The sequence below is a fragment of the Porphyromonas sp. COT-108 OH1349 genome, from assembly GCF_000768755.1.
Classification (GTDB): domain Bacteria; phylum Bacteroidota; class Bacteroidia; order Bacteroidales; family Porphyromonadaceae; genus Porphyromonas_A; species Porphyromonas_A canoris.
On sequence record NZ_JRAH01000013.1, the window covers coordinates 245,183 to 261,727 of the forward strand.

The 16,545-nt window shown below is 43.2% G+C and carries 10 protein-coding genes; 7 read left to right on the top strand and 3 right to left on the bottom strand.

The annotated features are described in order from the left end of the window. Positions 1 to 16 precede the first annotated feature (16 nt). From JT26_RS02970 to JT26_RS10110, 7 genes are all read left to right on the top strand, one after another. Positions 17 to 1,285, top strand: coding sequence for a hemolysin family protein (locus tag JT26_RS02970; RefSeq protein WP_036791785.1), 1,269 nt, complete (start codon positions 17 to 19; stop codon positions 1,283 to 1,285). A 73-nt stretch (positions 1,286 to 1,358) separates the two neighbouring features. Next, positions 1,359 to 3,512 carry a peptidylprolyl isomerase gene (locus JT26_RS02975; protein WP_036845851.1) on the top strand — a complete coding sequence of 718 codons (2,154 nt, stop codon included), beginning with the start codon at positions 1,359 to 1,361 and terminating at the stop codon, positions 3,510 to 3,512. 98 nt (positions 3,513 to 3,610) lie between these two features. Further along, positions 3,611 to 4,258 (top strand): hypothetical protein, encoded by a 648-nt coding sequence (locus tag JT26_RS02980; RefSeq protein WP_036845854.1) that lies wholly within the window; start codon positions 3,611 to 3,613, stop codon positions 4,256 to 4,258. Between the two features lie 465 nt (positions 4,259 to 4,723). Continuing rightward, positions 4,724 to 5,626 carry an ABC transporter ATP-binding protein gene (locus JT26_RS02985; RefSeq protein WP_036845857.1) on the top strand — a complete coding sequence of 301 codons (903 nt, stop codon included), beginning with the start codon at positions 4,724 to 4,726 and terminating at the stop codon, positions 5,624 to 5,626. 6 nt (positions 5,627 to 5,632) lie between these two features. Next, positions 5,633 to 6,433: an ABC transporter permease gene (locus tag JT26_RS02990; RefSeq protein ID WP_036845859.1), complete on the top strand. Its 801-nt coding sequence runs from the start codon at positions 5,633 to 5,635 to the stop codon at positions 6,431 to 6,433. A 718-nt stretch (positions 6,434 to 7,151) separates the two neighbouring features. Then, positions 7,152 to 9,482 (top strand): hypothetical protein, encoded by a 2,331-nt coding sequence (locus tag JT26_RS02995; RefSeq protein WP_235300010.1) that lies wholly within the window; start codon positions 7,152 to 7,154, stop codon positions 9,480 to 9,482. Between the two features lie 21 nt (positions 9,483 to 9,503). After that, the gene (locus tag JT26_RS10110; protein WP_052110318.1) at positions 9,504 to 10,388 is read left to right on the top strand and encodes a GLPGLI family protein; all 885 of its coding nucleotides are present in this window, start codon (positions 9,504 to 9,506) and stop codon (positions 10,386 to 10,388) included. 269 nt (positions 10,389 to 10,657) lie between these two features. Here JT26_RS10110 and JT26_RS03005 read toward each other — a convergent pair whose 3' ends face one another. From JT26_RS03005 to uvrA, 3 genes are read right to left on the bottom strand one after another with little or no spacing between them, the layout of a single operon-like run. Continuing rightward, positions 10,658 to 11,296 carry a DedA family protein gene (locus JT26_RS03005; RefSeq protein WP_036845865.1) on the bottom strand — a complete coding sequence of 213 codons (639 nt, stop codon included), beginning with the start codon at positions 11,294 to 11,296 and terminating at the stop codon, positions 10,658 to 10,660. Between the two features lie 18 nt (positions 11,297 to 11,314). Continuing rightward, positions 11,315 to 13,561: an ATP-dependent helicase gene (locus JT26_RS03010; protein WP_036845868.1), complete on the bottom strand. Its 2,247-nt coding sequence runs from the start codon at positions 13,559 to 13,561 to the stop codon at positions 11,315 to 11,317. Then, positions 13,558 to 16,425: an excinuclease ABC subunit UvrA gene (gene uvrA, locus JT26_RS03015; protein WP_036846400.1), complete on the bottom strand. Its 2,868-nt coding sequence runs from the start codon at positions 16,423 to 16,425 to the stop codon at positions 13,558 to 13,560. The genes JT26_RS03010 and uvrA overlap by 4 nt, the downstream gene beginning before the upstream one ends. Between the last annotated feature and the right edge of the window lie 120 nt (positions 16,426 to 16,545).

Consider the following 16,545-nt stretch of genomic DNA (forward strand, 5'->3'; position numbering starts at 1 on the left):
CTTATCAGGAAGAGCCATGATTTATCTTTACATTTTTATTTGCATCTTATTTTCAGCCTTTTTCTCCGGGATGGAGATTGCTTTTGTCTCATCGGACAGGCTACGTATAGAGTTAGACAAATCTTCTTCCAACCGTATTGGACGGCTGCAAACACTTTTCTTTAACAATCCGGGACAGTTTATTACCACAATGCTTGTGGGGAATAATATTGCTTTGGTCGTTTTTGGTCTCCTTATGGCTCAGCTTTTGGAGCCTCCTCTTTCCCGTTTTATTTCCAATCCGTTTCTTGTTGTCCTTGCTCAGACACTTATCTCCACCGCCATCATTCTTGTAACAGCAGAATTTATACCCAAAGCTATTGCCAAAATCAATCCCAACTGGAGCTTAAGATTTTTCTCTTTCCCCCTTGCTCTGATCTACATCATCCTCTATCCTATCGCAAAGTTTTCCGCTCTCTTGTCCAATCTGTTGCTGTTCCTGTTCGGAATAAGAAAGGACATGAGTGCAGAGGTAAAGCTCGGCAAAATAGATTTGGACAATTATATAGAGATAAATCAAGGCGACACCTCTGCAGGTAAAGAGACTACGGTAGGAGGAGTAAAGATACTACAGAATGCGATAGACTTTTCCGATATTCACCTAAGAGATTGTCTGATCCCTCGCAACGAGATTGTTGCTGTGGAAGAAAACACCACAAGGCAAGAGCTTTTAGAGTTGTTTATCTCTTCCGGATTCTCCAAAATAATAGTTTATAGAGATACAATAGACGACATCATCGGCTATATACACTCGGTGGAAATGTTTTCCGAGCAGAGAGGAGACTGGAGAGAGAGCATCCGATCTACGCTTTACGCTCCAGAAAGTGTACTTGCTCAGAAGATGATGAAGAAGCTCATGCAGGAAAAGATGAGCATTGCCGTTGTCGTGGATGAGCTTGGAGGTACAGCCGGAATAGTTACACTCGAAGATCTTTTGGAAGAGATCTTTGGTGATATAGAGGATGAGCACGACACTCTATCGGTTGTGATGAAGAAGATCGGAGATAACGAATACATCTTTTCGGGGCGTGCCGAGATTGATGACATTAACGATAAATTTGATCTTGATCTGCCTACCTCTCCGGACTATCTTACCATAGCCGGATTGATATTGGATCATCATCAATCCCTGCCCAATAGAGGAGATGCTATCTTCTTGGAACCAAGCTTTAAGTTTAATATTATAAGAGCGACAAAAAATAAAATAATGTTGGTACGTTTGACCATAGCTAATTCCCCTGAATAGTGTAGCTATACAGTAAAAAATATGTACCTTTGTTCCTCGTAAATCATGTAAATTAAAACTATAATATCATTATATGGCAACATTAGAGAAAATCAGAAGTAAGTATGCAATCTTGCTCGTTGTACTATTGGGCTTGGCTATGCTTGCATTTGTACTTGGAGACCTTTTCAGAGGAGGGTCTGCTTTGTTTCAAGACAGCCAGATGGTTGTATTGAGTGTAAATGGTGAGAATGTCAAGATTCAAGATTTTGAAAAGAGAGTGGAAGAGACCACTGAAAACTACAAGATGTTCAGTGGAAACAGAGAGCTCACAGAGGCAGACTACCAACAGATTCGCAATCAAGTCTACTCTATGATCATCATGGAGAATGTTTTGAATAGCGAAGCCGAAAAGATTGGTCTTACCATCTCTCCGGATGAGGTTTACGATCTTGTTCAAGGTGAAAACATTTCTCCTCTTATCCTACAATCTCCGATGTTTAAGGATGAGCAGGGCAACTTTGACAGAAATGGATTTATCGAGTTTAGAAAGTCTATTGGAGAGAAGCAGGTAAACGAAGCATCTCCCGAACTCCGTCAGCAGTTGCTACAATACCGTGCTTACTGGTTGTCCATAGAAAATCAAGTCAAAGAGTTCCGCTTGAATGAGAAGTACGATGCTCTTTTGACCAAAGGAATTGTTGCAAATAAGCTGGATATAGCTGCTGCAACCACAGAAGAAAAAGAGATTGCAACCATCGCTTATGTTGCACAAAACTCTTTTGCAATGCCGGACTCTCTTGTTTCTGTCTCTGATGCAGAGATGAAAGAGTACTACAACACTCACAAAGAGATGTTCAAAGTGCCTGCATATAGAGTAGTTGACGTGATTTACTCTACTCTTCTTCCGAGTGAAAAAGATAAGGAAGACACAAAGAAAGATATAGAAGACGCTGCGGCAGAACTTGCTCAAGGAGAAAACTATGACGATATTATCTCTTCTTATTCAGATATGAAGTATATCGACTCATACCTTTCAGAAGGTCTCCTTTCTTCGGAATACTTCTACACTGGAATGTTGGACGAGCTGAAGAGTGCAGAGGTTGGTGCCGTACTGCCGGTACATCAAAACAGCGGTACATACGCCGTGGCAAAGCTTGTTGGCAGGAAAGTGGCTCCGGACTCAATATTCATCCGCCACATCCTACAACCCTCAACAGCCGAAGGCACTAAGGTTATAGACAGCCTTTTGAATGTATTGGGTTCTACTCCGGCAGCTTTCTCGGATCTTGCAGCACAGTTCTCTCAAGATCCCGGCTCTAAAGACAACGCAGGCGAACTTGGTTGGGTAACAGAGGTACAAGCCTTGCAATCGTTCGGTGAAGAGTTCCGCGATGCTCTTTTCTCTGCTCAGATCAATAAGCCATTCAAGTTTACATCTCGTTTTGGAGAGCACATCCTTTTGGTCGATAAGGCTACAGCTCCGGTCAATAAGTATAAGGTGGCATATCTTTCAAAGAGTGTAGAGCCCGGAACAGAGACATATACTAAGGCATACAACGATATCAGCTCATTCAAGGCTGCTTACAATAAGGCAGAAGGTATAGATACAGCTGCGATCAACAAGGGTTATCAAGTGCTTTACAACATGGAAGTTTACCCATCATCTTCCGCTATTGCTCAAAATATCCAAAGCAGTAGAGAGCTGGTACGCTGGGCATTCAATAACCCGAAGGGATCTATCTCCGACATTAAAGACTATGACGACAAGTTCGTAATGGCTGTTGTACGCAAGGAGATACCTCAAGGTTACAAGCCATTTGAAGAATCGAAAGAAGAGATTCGTCCTGTATTATTGAACGAAAAGAAGGTTGAAAAGCTCTTCGCACAGTTGAAGTCTGAAAATCCTCAGTCTTTGGAAGCATTTGCAGCTGCTCACTCTCTTCCGGCAGATACTTTGAAACACTTGGGCTTTGCAAGTACCAGAATAGATGGTGTCGGTTTTGAACCTGCTCTCAATGCTGTGGCGGCTTCTGCTCCGCTCAATAAGGTTCTTCCTGTAAAGGGTATGAATGGCGTTTATGTAGTGAAGGTTGAAGAGAGAGTACCTAATATCAACTCTCCTCTAACCGGTGCAAACGCAGGAGATCTTATCCAAGCCAACCTTCAGTCTAAGGTAAGAATGCAGGCTTTGAGACTGCTCATGTCTAAGATGGATGTTGTTGACAATAGAGTACGCTTCTATTAAACAGCAATAAAGACATAGATAAAACAGAAAGGGGATCTTTCATCGGCTTTGCCCGATCGAAGATTCCCTTTTTTATACCCTTATTCTACTTATTTGTTATGAACAAAATTCTACTCTTTCTACTCCTTCTTTCTTTTCCTCTGCTTTCTAATGCGCAAAGCCGGGAGCAGGACGACACTCTATCCGTTACCGATACTCTTCCCGAAGGTGATATGTCCGACCTGTTGGACTTTCTGGGTGTCCGTCTCTACAAACTGAAAATCTCTTCCTCCTTGCCCCTGACTCATCCCAAGGCGATACTTATCGAGAAGATCGAAGGAGGCTCGGTAGCGAGAGACACGATCTCTTTCGCCGACATTTTGGCACATCGTTCCCAAAATGATCTATATACATCTTACCCTCTTTCCGGACTTGGGCAGATTTCAAAGAATAAAGATGGAAAAGCCACGTTAAAAGTGAGCTTCAATCTGCCCATACTCAAGCAAGATGCCACTCGTGAACTGAAAGTGGACGAGCAGCAGGCAAAAGACTATATCTTTTTCTCCGTCGCTCATGCCTATCCGAAGTTTGAACGCGGAGTCTTTACACCTTTATTTGTTTTCATTCCTCCCCTCTATATGGAGGACGGATTCGGTTCCTACTGCGCCATCAATTATAGCAAAGTTCCGCCCATTGAGTGGAAAACCAAGTTTGGATTGGACAACTACATCATATACTCCTTTCTGTTCGATAGGGTAGAGCCGTAGAAAGATTATCGGTAGAAGATTGCCTCTCATTTAAGATAAAGGCAGCCCTCACTGTTATCCCACTATCATAATCATAAAGACCATGTTTAGATTATCTGCTAAACATGGTCTTTTTCTTTCTTGAATAGGTTAGAAAGTTAGAAGCAAGGCTTGCTCTCTCCGCTTCACACTTTGCTCTTTCCACTTCATGCCTTGCTTTCCAATATTCAAAGCTCGGTTTTTACCTATCAAGCCTTGAACTACACTTCTGTAAGGCATCAATCTTTCTTTTATACGTGTATGGAACACTTTTCATTCGTGTTTAAGTTAGAAACAGAGAAGACACAAAGCTATCTAATAAAAGGGTAGAAAGTATTGATAAACCATCTAAAGCATACTTTCTGATACAATAGCCTTCGTTGGATTTTGATAATAACAGATATATTATATACCTTTGATGCATGGTTTAATTAAAAATTTAGTTCTATGGATAGCATACTATCTATAAAAGGGTTGCATTTTGCTTATCAAGGCAACCAAGTCCTTCGAGGAGTCGATATGGAAGTGCCTCAAGGATCCGTGTTTGGCTATTTGGGAAAAAACGGAGAGGGAAAATCTACCACCATAAGGCTGTTATTGGGGTTGCTTCCGATAGGGAGAGGGGAGATTTTTTTTCGAGGTGTTAATCTTAAAGAGTCTCCACTCCTTCTGCGCTCTTTCTCCGGTAGTATGATAGAACACCCATTTTTTTATCCGTTTCTGACCGTATCGGAAAATCTGAACTACCTTGATACTATATTCGGGATGGGCAAACAACGAAAAGAGGAGGTATTGTCCCTAATGGGGCTCAGTGATCATGCCAACAAGAAAGCCCTTTCTCTTTCATCCGGATTGAAGCAGCGTCTTGGTCTGGCCATGTGTCTGTTCAATCGCCCGAAGATGCTGATTCTTGACGAGCCTCTCAATGCGTTGGATCCTCAGGGGATATATGAGTTAAGATTGATATTGAAGCGGCTGAACCGGGAAGAGGGAGTAACCATATTCCTTTCGAGCCATATCTTGGAGGAGTTGGAGAAGCTGGCAGACCACGTCGCCATCATCCACGAAGGCAGAATACTTTACCAAGGGAATATTGACGGTCTGACAAGAAAACAGCCCGACATCGTAAGTTTTAAGGTCAATGATACCTCTGTCATCACTCGTCTGGGGTATGACTCCAACTTTTCTTTGCTGGGCGTTCATGATTCAAATCATGTGGAGTTTGAGATCGGGAACGAAAATGAATTTGCTCGCCTGATAGCTTCCATGTCGAAAGACGGAATCTCTATATACAACATAACCCACAAAGGCTCTGCTCTCGAAAATGCTTTTATCCACCTTACAGAATAGATAGTTATGAAATCCAAGCTCTCTCTTTCGGCTCTATGCGGAGCCGAGATCTATAAAGTTTTTCACAACAGGATCATTGTTTCCTGTCTGTTATCCCCTTTGCTCGTCTACCTGCTTGCACTTATCTATATGCTCTATAAGGGACGGAGCGGACTTTTTGACTATGAGATGCCTCAGTATGTCGGTAATCCATGGATGACGATCTGGTCTCGCCAAAGCCTTCCTATCCTTTCGTTGATGCTGCCACTGGTTGTAACAGTTGTATCTTACCTGCTTTGTGAGATAGAGTTTCAGAATGACAACATCAGGTCTCTCTTTTCTCTGCCTGTTACAAAGTGGAAGCTCTATCTGTCTAAAGTGCTTGTGCTATTTTTTCTGATCGTAATAGTGTCTGTTATTACGTGGGCAGGCTTCATTTTGGGCGGGTATCTGTTAGGTTTTTTAATGCCGGCATATCCATTTGCAGAGTATGCCGTTTGGTTGCCATCGCTACAAATTCTCTCAAGGATCTTGCTGGCTTCATTCTGTGTCGGGATGATAGAGTTGGTTTTCAGTTTGTTCTCCCGAAACTTTACGCTGCCCGTTATTTCGTGCATTCTTTTGACAGGTATTGCAATCTTTGTTACGAACGAACCGATTGGCTCTTATCTGCCATTTGCAACCTATACTTACATTGGCTCAGTACGTCCGATAGAAGAACTGATGGGATACGATATGCGAGACATCGCCAACCTGATACTCTTGGGAGGAGGGATGGTGTTGGGATACATATATTTTACACCGGAAAAGAGGCGCTTGCTGTCTTAAGAAAATATAGACCTTCGGATAAAAAAGAATAAAACCTAAGAACTTAATAATAAGAGAATAACATTGAGTTTGCTATTCATTGTCCTTAATACCGGAATGTGCAGAACAGAAAAGACTATATCATTTCGTGTTTCTCTTAGCGAAATTCTTAACAAGTTATGACTGTATGGAGACCAACCTTTTGATTGTATAGGTGAATATAAGATAAAGGCTTTGTCAGATAGTAATATAAAAATGTGAAGATGCTTCGTATAGACATTGTTAAGGTAAAATAAATGTATTACTTTTGGAATATCCTATTAGAGTTAGAAAATTCTATTAGGGTATTTTTTGTTAATCGCTTTTTTATGATTACACAGATTGTAGGGCTACAAATGCACATGGGATAAAGAATAAATCCTTGACACAATCTTGAAGTTGATGTTTTAATCAATGAATTAGCATAGGGGCGAATTTCCTATAAGATATATTGCTCCTCTCTATACCTTATATTAAACCTATGAAACGTCTGCTCTTTTTGGTGATATTCATATTTACTACTTTCAAAGTCTCTTATGCTCAAGTTCGGATAGAAGGTACAATCACTCCAATTGGTGATAACTTAATATTCGTAATAGGGACATCTCTGCAGAATAATCGACCACTTTCGTATACGCAAGCAGATACAAATGGTCGCTATTCTTTAGTTATTAACGCTGCGGAGCTAAAACGGATTCGTTTGACAGTTAAAGGATTGGGTATAAAAACGATTGTAAAAGAGATAGAGAATAAATCACAAAAGATAGATTTTAAGGTAGAACAAGAAGTTCACAGATTGCAAGAAGTTACAGTCAAAGCTTCCAAAATAAGAACAAGAGGGGATACTATCAGCTATACTGCGGGAGCTTATTTCAGTAAGAATGATCGAGTTTTGAAAGATCTTCTAAAAAAGATGCCCGGTATTAGTGTCGATAATGAAGGTAAAATACAGGTCAATGGTCAGTGGATTAAAGATTTCTATATAGAAGGCAATAACCTGCTTGACAATAGGTACAATATTGCCACAAATAACATCAATGCAGAAGATATTGCTTCGGTTCAAATTCTACAACATCATCAAGAGGCAAAGATATTAAGAGGCAAAGAGTATAGCGACCAGCCGGCTATCAATATCCGACTAAAGCAGGGAGCCAAAGGAGTTTGGGCTTCTACTTTAGATGCCCAAGCGGGAGGAGTGCCACTGGCAAGAGATGTAAACTTTAATATAATGAAGTTTGCTTCCAAGCATCAGAATATATCTTTGCTTAAAAGCAACAATATAGGAACCGACTTGAGGCAAGAGCTCAAAGCACCAACCAATATCAATACTGAAGAGGGAATAGGACTAGTACTACCCAATAAAGCTCCCATCAATAACTCTTGGTCTTATCTGAATGATACTCACTCGGCTTCTATAAATCAGTTATTTAAGATTGATCAAGACAGGACTCTGGCATTAAATGTCAACTATCTCTATGATAAAGAGCAGAGAGAGTCAAACGATTATCGGAATTTCTTTTTGGATAACAACGAACAGCTTATTTTCAAAGAGCAAAATAGCCTACAAAACAGACGGCACTACTTAGCAAGCAATATCAACTATAAACTAAACTCGAAGAAGTGGTATCTGAAAAATACTTTTAATACCCACTTCAATACCGGTCATGCAGATGGAGATCTAAAGCAAATGAATGAAGCAGTTCAACAGAATTTGAGTCAGACAAATTTTGCCATATCCAATAGCTTGATAGTGCAAACACCCTCCAAACACTTATTGTCTCATATCTCCTCCAGGCTATCTTTTAGAACAACGCAATCGACTCTAAAAATACCACTTAATCAACAGACATTCGACAGATATTCTTTCGATACGGAGCACTCTTTGTCCTTATATCGGACGAAAGTGGGATGGACGCATTTTGATATAAGAGCCAATACCATCACCAAGGCTGAAAGACTAAAAATAGCACTATCCGATGAACACTCCAATGAGTCTATGATTCAATATGGTCTTTATGCAGTGCCTCGCTTATCCTATTTTCATCCTCATCAAGCATGGCAATGGTTTGTCTATTGCCCAATCGGGATAAAAGGCTATCAAAAAGAGAGCGAAAAGAACGAAATCCAATCGGAACATTATTGGAATATCACTCCAATGCTTTCAATCAATTACAAAGCGAGTGATCGTTTTGAGGTGAAGGCTTCCGCTTCTTATCAAGATGAGTACAATGGCTTACTCGAGTTGTTGTCTCATCGTTATTATATCAACTATCATACTCTCTTTAACAACCAAGCAAGTTTGGCTCCTTTGCGTAACAAAAGTTTGAAAGCATCTGCCGTCATCAATTATAAAGACATATTACAGATGCTCTTTGCCAATATATCCTTTACTGTGGCTGATCTACGGAAAGGCTATATGAATGCTTACGGATCGGAAAATGATAAAATCATTCATCAACTTATTAAACAAGAGAAATATTATCAGGTTTTTCAGATTACTCAGGAGTTCTCAAAAGGTTTTTATAAATGGAACAGCAAAGTATCTGAAATGATCAGTCTCGGACGTGATCGGCAGAATTATCTAATCAGAGGCAAGCACTATGATGGATATACTAACTTCTTAGTGGCTCAGATAAGTGGTATGGCTCAACCTCTTAAATGGCTATCAGTTTCATCGAATAATAATGTCTCTTTTTCTCAATCTTATGTGACGGATCAAGGAAAAAAGGATAACTACTGGATGCTACAGAGCAGCAACAATCTTCTGATCAATCTATTCGATCCTGTTATGCTAAAAGCAGAATCTGAAGTGTATTACAACAGTTATTTCTCATCCGATAGAGTTACTCACCTTTTCAATACCTCTCTTGAGTGGAAACTGAGACGTGCCACTCTCAATCTCATGTGTATCAATCTATTTAATCAAACTGTTTATCATCGCGCCATAGATAGTGGTGTTTTGCTTTCTGTCAATGATGTTGCACTGAGAGGACGTACTTTCTTGGTTGGAGTAAGAGTTAAGTTATTTTAATCATTAAAATAGAAATGAATTATGAATGCAAGATTTTTAGTCCGTTCGGCAATTCTTCTCATTATCTCTTTGAGCTATTCCACGCAACTGAAAGCTCAAGTTCAGATGTCTTATATAATGGATAGTCCCGAATTTGTATTAGCATCGCTTAACCCCAATAAGTATAGCGTATTGGATAGTGCCTATCTTACCTTAACCTATCATTTTCAGACCAAAGCATCAGAGAATGACACACAACTAAGTATCGAAGATGATATGGTGCTGCTCATTGGTAAGAGATACACCTCTTTCTTTAGTAAGAATCTCAGAGAAAACGACATACTCAATGATTCATTGGTTCGTGTAGTAGGATATTTTGAACCGAATGACATTGGGTGGCAAGGGTATGAGATACGACAAAATCTGTTGAAAAAAGAGTTTACGGTGGATAATAGAATTCCATTTACAACGGAAGTTTATCGTTATGAAGAAAAAGTGCCAATGATGACTTGGCATATCCAAAACGAAACAGACTCTATTATGGGATATAATTGTCAAAAAGCAACATTGAATTACGCAGGAAGAGACTATATCGCTTGGTTTACATCAGAAATACCTATCGGATTCGGTCCGTGGAAATTTCAGGGATTGCCCGGTGCAATTTTAAAGATAACGGATACAAAAAATAATTTCATATTCAAATGTGTTGGTTTGTCCCAACAAGCACGACCGATTCTTAACTATAATTGGAAATACAAGAACACAACGAAAAAGGAGTGGCTAAAATTTGAGAAGTATATGTATGAGCAAGCCGGGCGCTTCATTAAGAATCTTGGCGTTCGCGTATTGATTATGGATAATTCTGAAAAAGGTAGCCATTCTGTTCCTGAGAGCTGGAGTGCATACTATAATCCAATGGAGTTCTAAAAAATGGATCCGGTATGGAAATCATAAAGAGCGAAAACAATTTTCATTGTGCTGAATGAAGAAGACTCTTATGAAGAAAATCGGAGTGTTAAAAACAAAATCTCCAGATTATTACCGCATAAAATTTAAGGGCTGACTTCCCATAAAGGAGTCAGCCCTTAACTGTTTCTTTGCTGTAATGTGAAAAGTACTTTCGTTCTATCTGTGTCAATCAATGTACAGAACGATACTTATAAGAGTATGGATGAACTTGAAACAACAAGATATATTCAGGACTTAGAGGGCTTTTTGCTCCCCTTGTAGATGAGTACGGCAACAATTATGACACCTATTCCCATGAAGATGTAACCTAAAAGATGGCTGTTCTTCATGACATAGTCCATGAGTTTATCTTGCGGAACAAATGAAGCGAAGTAGTAGCCCATGGCTGCAAGAATGGCGTTCCAAACACCTGCTCCGATAAAAGTATAGAGGATGAACTGTGGAAGTTTCATCTTGGCAAGTCCGGCAGGAATGGAAATGAGTTGGCGAATACCCGGAACAAGCCTGCCCATAAGGGTGGATATGATTCCGTTTTTATAGAAGAAGCTTTCCGCTTTCTGTACTTTGGCTTCATTGATAAGACACATCGCTCCTATGCGGCTGTTGGCAAATCTGTAAACTATTTTTCGTCCGAGAAAGAGAGCCAGATAGTAGTTGATGAGAGCTCCGATCGTAGCTCCTATTGTGCCGAATAAGACTACAAGATAGACATTGAGTTCGCCTGTTGCAGCCGCTTTATATGCGGCAGGAGGTATAACCACTTCGGAAGGGAACGGTATGAAAGAGCTCTCGATGATCATCAAGAGAGTGATGGTAAAGTAGTCCAAGGACTCTAATGCCCATTGAAATAGAGATGCTGTATCCATTGTATGGTGTTGTCTGTTTTATTCGATCGGAGTCAGCTTTGCATAGCGGGCTATGAGTAGCTTTTCTCCTTCGGTATCAAATATGATTTTTATTTTTATTCCATGATCGCTCTGAACCATCTCTTGAACGGTCCCATCCCCAAAGATATGATGATTGACGCGATCTCCCTCTTTGTAGGAGAGTGCTTGCGTAGTGGCTACTTGGGAAACGTTTTTGAGGGGTTCCAGCTTTTTCTCTCGTGTTATGGCTTTTGCAAGAAATGAGGGAGAGTGCTTCTCTTTCCTGAATTTGAGATCGCTCTCGTTGTTGATGAACTTTTCATCAAGGTCGTACAAGAATCTGCTGGGGAAAGATTGTACATACTTGCCGTAGCTGCTACGAGAGTATGCAAAAGAGATACAACACTCGATCTTGGCTCTTGTGATAGCCACATAGAGCAGTCGTCGCTCCTCTTCCACTCCGTTTATGGTATCAATGCTCCGTTCGGACGGGATAAGTCCATCCTCCACACCTACTATAAACACATAGTCATACTCCAACCCTTTGGAGGTGTGCATGGTCATAAGTGTTATTTTAGGGGCATCGTCTTTCTCGTCTTGGTCTCTATCCGTATAGAGAGCAACCTCTTGCAGATACTCTTCCGGTGTGGGTGCTTCCACACCTTCATCCTCCTTCAGAGCCGTATATTCGTCCATCGCATTGAGCAGCTCCGAAATATTCTGCTTACGATCTTCTCCCTCTGCCGTTTTATCGGATTCCAGCAGACTGTACAGTCCGCTTTTGTGAAGGATATTTTGTGTTAATTCCAGCAGGGTGGCGCTTGCAGCCTCTGTCTTAAATCCCAAAATCATATCGGCAAAGGCTCTAAACTTCTTTACGGCGGCCGGTTTGAGGGCATTGCAAAAGTCGGGCTCATTGACAATGGCATTCATATAGGAGCACTCTTTTTCTTTTGCAAATGCGTGCAACTGCTCGAAAGAGGTTGCTCCTATACCTCTTGCCGGCATATTGTAGATGCGTCGGAAGGCTTCGTCATCATCCATATTAACCAACAGGCGAAGGTATGCGATAACATCTTTCACCTCTTTGCGTTCGTAGAAAGACATCCCTCCATATATCCTTAGCTTGATGCCTAACACTCTGATCTGGTCTTCCAATATACGGCTTTGCGCATTGGTGCGGTAGAGGATGGCTATATCTTCCGGATCTACACCGCTTTGTATAAGGTGCAGTATCCTTGCCCCTACTGCTTGTGCCTCTATGTTGGCAGAGTAAGATGAAATAAGAGTGGTTTTCTGTCCCGGTCCTTTCACGCTTACTACCTCTTTCGGGATGCGTTGTGTGTTTTTCTCTATGAGTCCGCTTGCCAAATCTACGATATTGGAAGTGGAGCGGTAGTTCTTTGTGAGCTTGAAGAGTGCGGCATTCTCAAAAGACTTCCGGAAGTTGAGTATGTTGTCTATCCGAGCTCCTCGAAATGAGTAGATGCTTTGACTATCATCGCCGACAACGCAAACCATACAGTCTTCACCACACAAAAGTTTCACAATCTGATGTTGCACCCTGTTGGTGTCCTGATACTCATCTACGAGTATGAACTTATACCGCTCTTGCAGCTCTTCCCTTACTTCCGGATGGTCATTGAGAAGCCTGTAAGTATAGAGTAGGAGATCATCGAAGTCCATTGCATTGGCAGCAATACACCTTTCGGAATAGAGCAGAAAGATATCTTTTATCCTTGGCATCTGACGCTTTCTGTCCGCATCTGTCAAAACGGGAGAGAGAGCATACTGCTTGGCAGATACCATGTTGTTTTTTGCTCCTGATATGATGCTCTGAACGGCATTGGGCTTATACTGCTTCTCATCCAGCTTCATATCTTTTATGATGCTCTTGATGAGAGCGCGAGAGTCTGCCGTATCGTATATCGTGTAAGAGGAGGTAAAGCCGATATGGGAAGCGTAGTGTCTTAGAATACGAGAGAATATAGAGTGAAATGTCCCCATGGGTATCATCTGCGCTACACTCCTGCCAACGGTAGAAGCTATACGCTCTCGCATTTCTCTGGCTGCCTTGTTGGTAAAGGTAAGTGCCATGATGCTGTAAGGAGCGTAGCCTTGTGCTATCAGGTATGCTACCTTGGTTGTCAGCACACGGGTCTTACCGGATCCTGCTCCTGCAAGTATCAGGGAGTGTCCTTGACAGTATAGCACAGCTTCTCGCTGCTCATTGTTGAGAGTTTCGAGAGAGGATTCTATATTCATAACTCTTTGTTTAGAAAGTATGCCGTGTGAGATTTGGAGAGTACTTCCGGAGCGGTCATCTCTTCCGGAGTACCTTGAAAGATGATTTCTCCGCCACCCGTACCTCCTTCCGGGCCAAGGTCTATGATATAGTCTGCGGACTTTATCACGTCTAAGTTGTGCTCTATCACAACCACCGTGTTTCCTCTGTCCACAAGGCTTTGGAGGATGTTCAGAAGCATTCTTATATCCTCGAAGTGGAGTCCCGTGGTGGGTTCGTCCAGGAAATAGATCGTCTTTCCCGTATCTCTTTTGGAGAGCTCTGTTGCCAGCTTGATGCGTTGGCACTCTCCTCCGGATAGCGTTGAAGAGGGCTGACCAAGCTTGATGTAACCGAGTCCCACATCTTGCAGAGTCTTTATTTTTTTTAGGATCGACGGATTGTTTTCAAAGAACTCCACAGCCCTATTGACTGTCATGTCCAAGATGTCGGAGATGGATTTTCCTTTATACCGAACTTCAAGCGTCTCCCTGTTGTAGCGTTTTCCCTTGCACGCTTCACAAGGTACGTAGACATCGGGCAGGAAGTTCATCTCTATGGTTTTGTAGCCATTGCCTTTGCAGGTTTCGCACCTGCCGCCCTTAATATTAAATGAGAAGCGTCCCGGCTTGTAGCCGCGCATTTTACTTTCGGGGAGTTCCACGAAGAGGCTGCGTATCAAAGTGAAAATCCCCACATAGGTTGCGGGATTGCTTCGAGGCATTCTGCCAATGGGGCTTTGATCCACGGCGACTACCTTATCTATATATTCCAGTCCCTCTATCTCTTCATAGGGCAGCGGGGCAGTCTGTGAGCGGTAGAAGTGTTGGCTTAGAATGGGGTAGAGGGTAGAGTTGATGAGAGAAGACTTTCCGCTTCCCGACACTCCGGTGATACAGGTCAATGTCCCGATGGGAAGGCGCATGGTATCTCCTTTGAGATTGTTGCCCGTAGCGCCTTTCAGCACCAAGAGTTCCCCCGAACCTTTTCGGCGAGAGGCGGGCACTTCTATCCTCTTTGTCCCTTTGAGGTATTGGGCGGTGAGAGTATCCTGTTCGAGCATCTCTTTCGGCGTGCCGGCAAAGACCACTCGTCCGCCTTTGCGTCCGGCTCCGGGGCCCAGGTCTACGACATAGTCTGCCTCCAGCATCATATCTTTGTCGTGCTCGACGACGATAAGAGAGTTGCCCTGATCTCTAAGATTCTTGAGGGAGTGAATGAGCTTTACGTTGTCTCTCTGATGCAGACCGATGCTCGGTTCGTCCAGGATATAGAGGACATTGACCAGCTTGCTTCCGATCTGAGTTGCCAGGCGTATGCGTTGGCTCTCTCCTCCGCTCAGGGATCCGGAGGAGCGGTTCAGGCTCAGATAATCCAAGCCGACGTCAAGAAGAAAGTCCGTTCTGGCATCTATCTCTTTGATGATCTCTTCTGCGATGCTCCACTGTCTGCTGTCGAACTTTGTTTTCAGGGACTTTATCCACTCTTTGAAGTCGGGCAGATGCAGCGAGGATACCTCCATGATGTCTTTGCCGTCTATCTTAAAGTGGAGGCTTTCGGTTTTCAGCCGTTTGCCCATGCAGAGCGGACACTGCACATGAGTGCTGAACTGCTCTGCCCACTTCCTTGCCGCGTGCGACTCTTCCATCTCCGCATACCGGTTGATGTACTCTGCAAGTCCGTTGTACTCCAGCAGCTTTTCGGGCAACATCCCGGAGGGGATCTCTTTGGGTCGGTTCAGCGTGTAGTTTGTTCCGTTCAGGATATCGTCTATCAGCTCTTCGGGCAGCTCTCCCACGGGGTCGTCTATGGAGAAGCCGTGGTGTTCACATATCGCCATGAGCTGTGCAAAGATCATGTTCCGCTTGAGTTTTCCTATCGGCTCTATTCCTCCGTCCCGGATGCTCAGCTTCGGGTTGGGGAATATCTTCTCTGCCTGCAAGGCTGTTACCTGCCCGAGGCCTTTGCACTTCGGACAGGCTCCCCGGGGCGAGTTGAAAGAGAAAGAGTGGGGTGCCGGTTCGGAGTAGGAGAGACCCGTGGTGGGGCACATGAGCGAGCGGGAGTAGTAGTGTGGCGTGTCGGGGTCGTCGAAGGTTATGACCACCATCTGATCTTTCCCCTGCTTGAGAGCGGTTCGGACGCTCTCCTTTATCCTGCTTTCGGAGCTGTCGGAGACTTTTATCCGGTCTATCACTACTTCAATTCTGTGGATCTGATACCTCGAAAGTGCCATGTTGCGTTCTATCTCTCTCATCTGCCCGTCTATCCGGACGTTGAGGTAGCCTTTTTTGCGCAGCTGCTCCAGGAGTTCGCGGTAGTGTCCTTTTCTGTCTTTCACGACCGGGGCGAGGAGATAAATCTTTTGCTCGGCGAAGGCGGAGCATATCGAGGAGACGATCTGCTCTTCGGTGTAGCGCACCATGGGTCTGCCGGTGTTGTAGGAGTAGGCTGTGGCGACGCGGGCGTAGAGGAGGCGGAGGAAGTCGAATATCTCCGTTGTGGTGCCGACGGTGGAGCGCGGATTTTTGTTCGTGGTCTTCTGTTCGATGGAGATCACCGGGCTGAGCCCTGTGATTTTGTCCACATCCGGACGCTCCATGTTGCCGAGAAACCCTCTCGCATAGCTCGAAAAGGTCTCGATGTAGCGCCGGCTTCCTTCGGCGAATATGGTGTCGAAAGCGAGGGAAGACTTCCCGCTGCCGCTCAGTCCGGTCAGGACGCAGAGGGAGTTGCGTGGCAGATCCGCGTCTATGTTTTTGAGGTTGTGGACACGCGCACCGCGCACTTGGAGCACGCCGTGTTCTATTCTGTCTGTATCTCTTCTCTTGTCAAGCTCTTTCATGGAGGGAAAGTGTTCCGAATAAACGCAGCAAAGATACGTTTTTCCGAGAAGCTTTCCAATCTTCTCCGGTGCCTCCGAAGCGGAAAGAAAAGCACTCTTTTCGGCAAGATTCCGGTCGAA

What these genes read in the sequence shown, in the direction of transcription:
- uvrA (WP_036846400.1), bottom strand. Translation starts at nt 16,425, where the DNA reads ATGAAAGAGCTTGACAAGAGAAGAGATACAGACAGAATAGAACACGGC.
- JT26_RS02975 (WP_036845851.1), top strand. Translation starts at nt 1,359, where the DNA reads ATGGCAACATTAGAGAAAATCAGAAGTAAGTATGCAATCTTGCTCGTT.
- JT26_RS02990 (WP_036845859.1), top strand. Translation starts at nt 5,633, where the DNA reads ATGAAATCCAAGCTCTCTCTTTCGGCTCTATGCGGAGCCGAGATCTAT.
- JT26_RS02985 (WP_036845857.1), top strand. Translation starts at nt 4,724, where the DNA reads ATGGATAGCATACTATCTATAAAAGGGTTGCATTTTGCTTATCAAGGC.
- JT26_RS02970 (WP_036791785.1), top strand. Translation starts at nt 17, where the DNA reads ATGATTTATCTTTACATTTTTATTTGCATCTTATTTTCAGCCTTTTTC.
- JT26_RS03010 (WP_036845868.1), bottom strand. Translation starts at nt 13,561, where the DNA reads ATGAATATAGAATCCTCTCTCGAAACTCTCAACAATGAGCAGCGAGAA.
- JT26_RS02980 (WP_036845854.1), top strand. Translation starts at nt 3,611, where the DNA reads ATGAACAAAATTCTACTCTTTCTACTCCTTCTTTCTTTTCCTCTGCTT.
- JT26_RS03005 (WP_036845865.1), bottom strand. Translation starts at nt 11,296, where the DNA reads ATGGATACAGCATCTCTATTTCAATGGGCATTAGAGTCCTTGGACTAC.
- JT26_RS10110 (WP_052110318.1), top strand. Translation starts at nt 9,504, where the DNA reads ATGAATGCAAGATTTTTAGTCCGTTCGGCAATTCTTCTCATTATCTCT.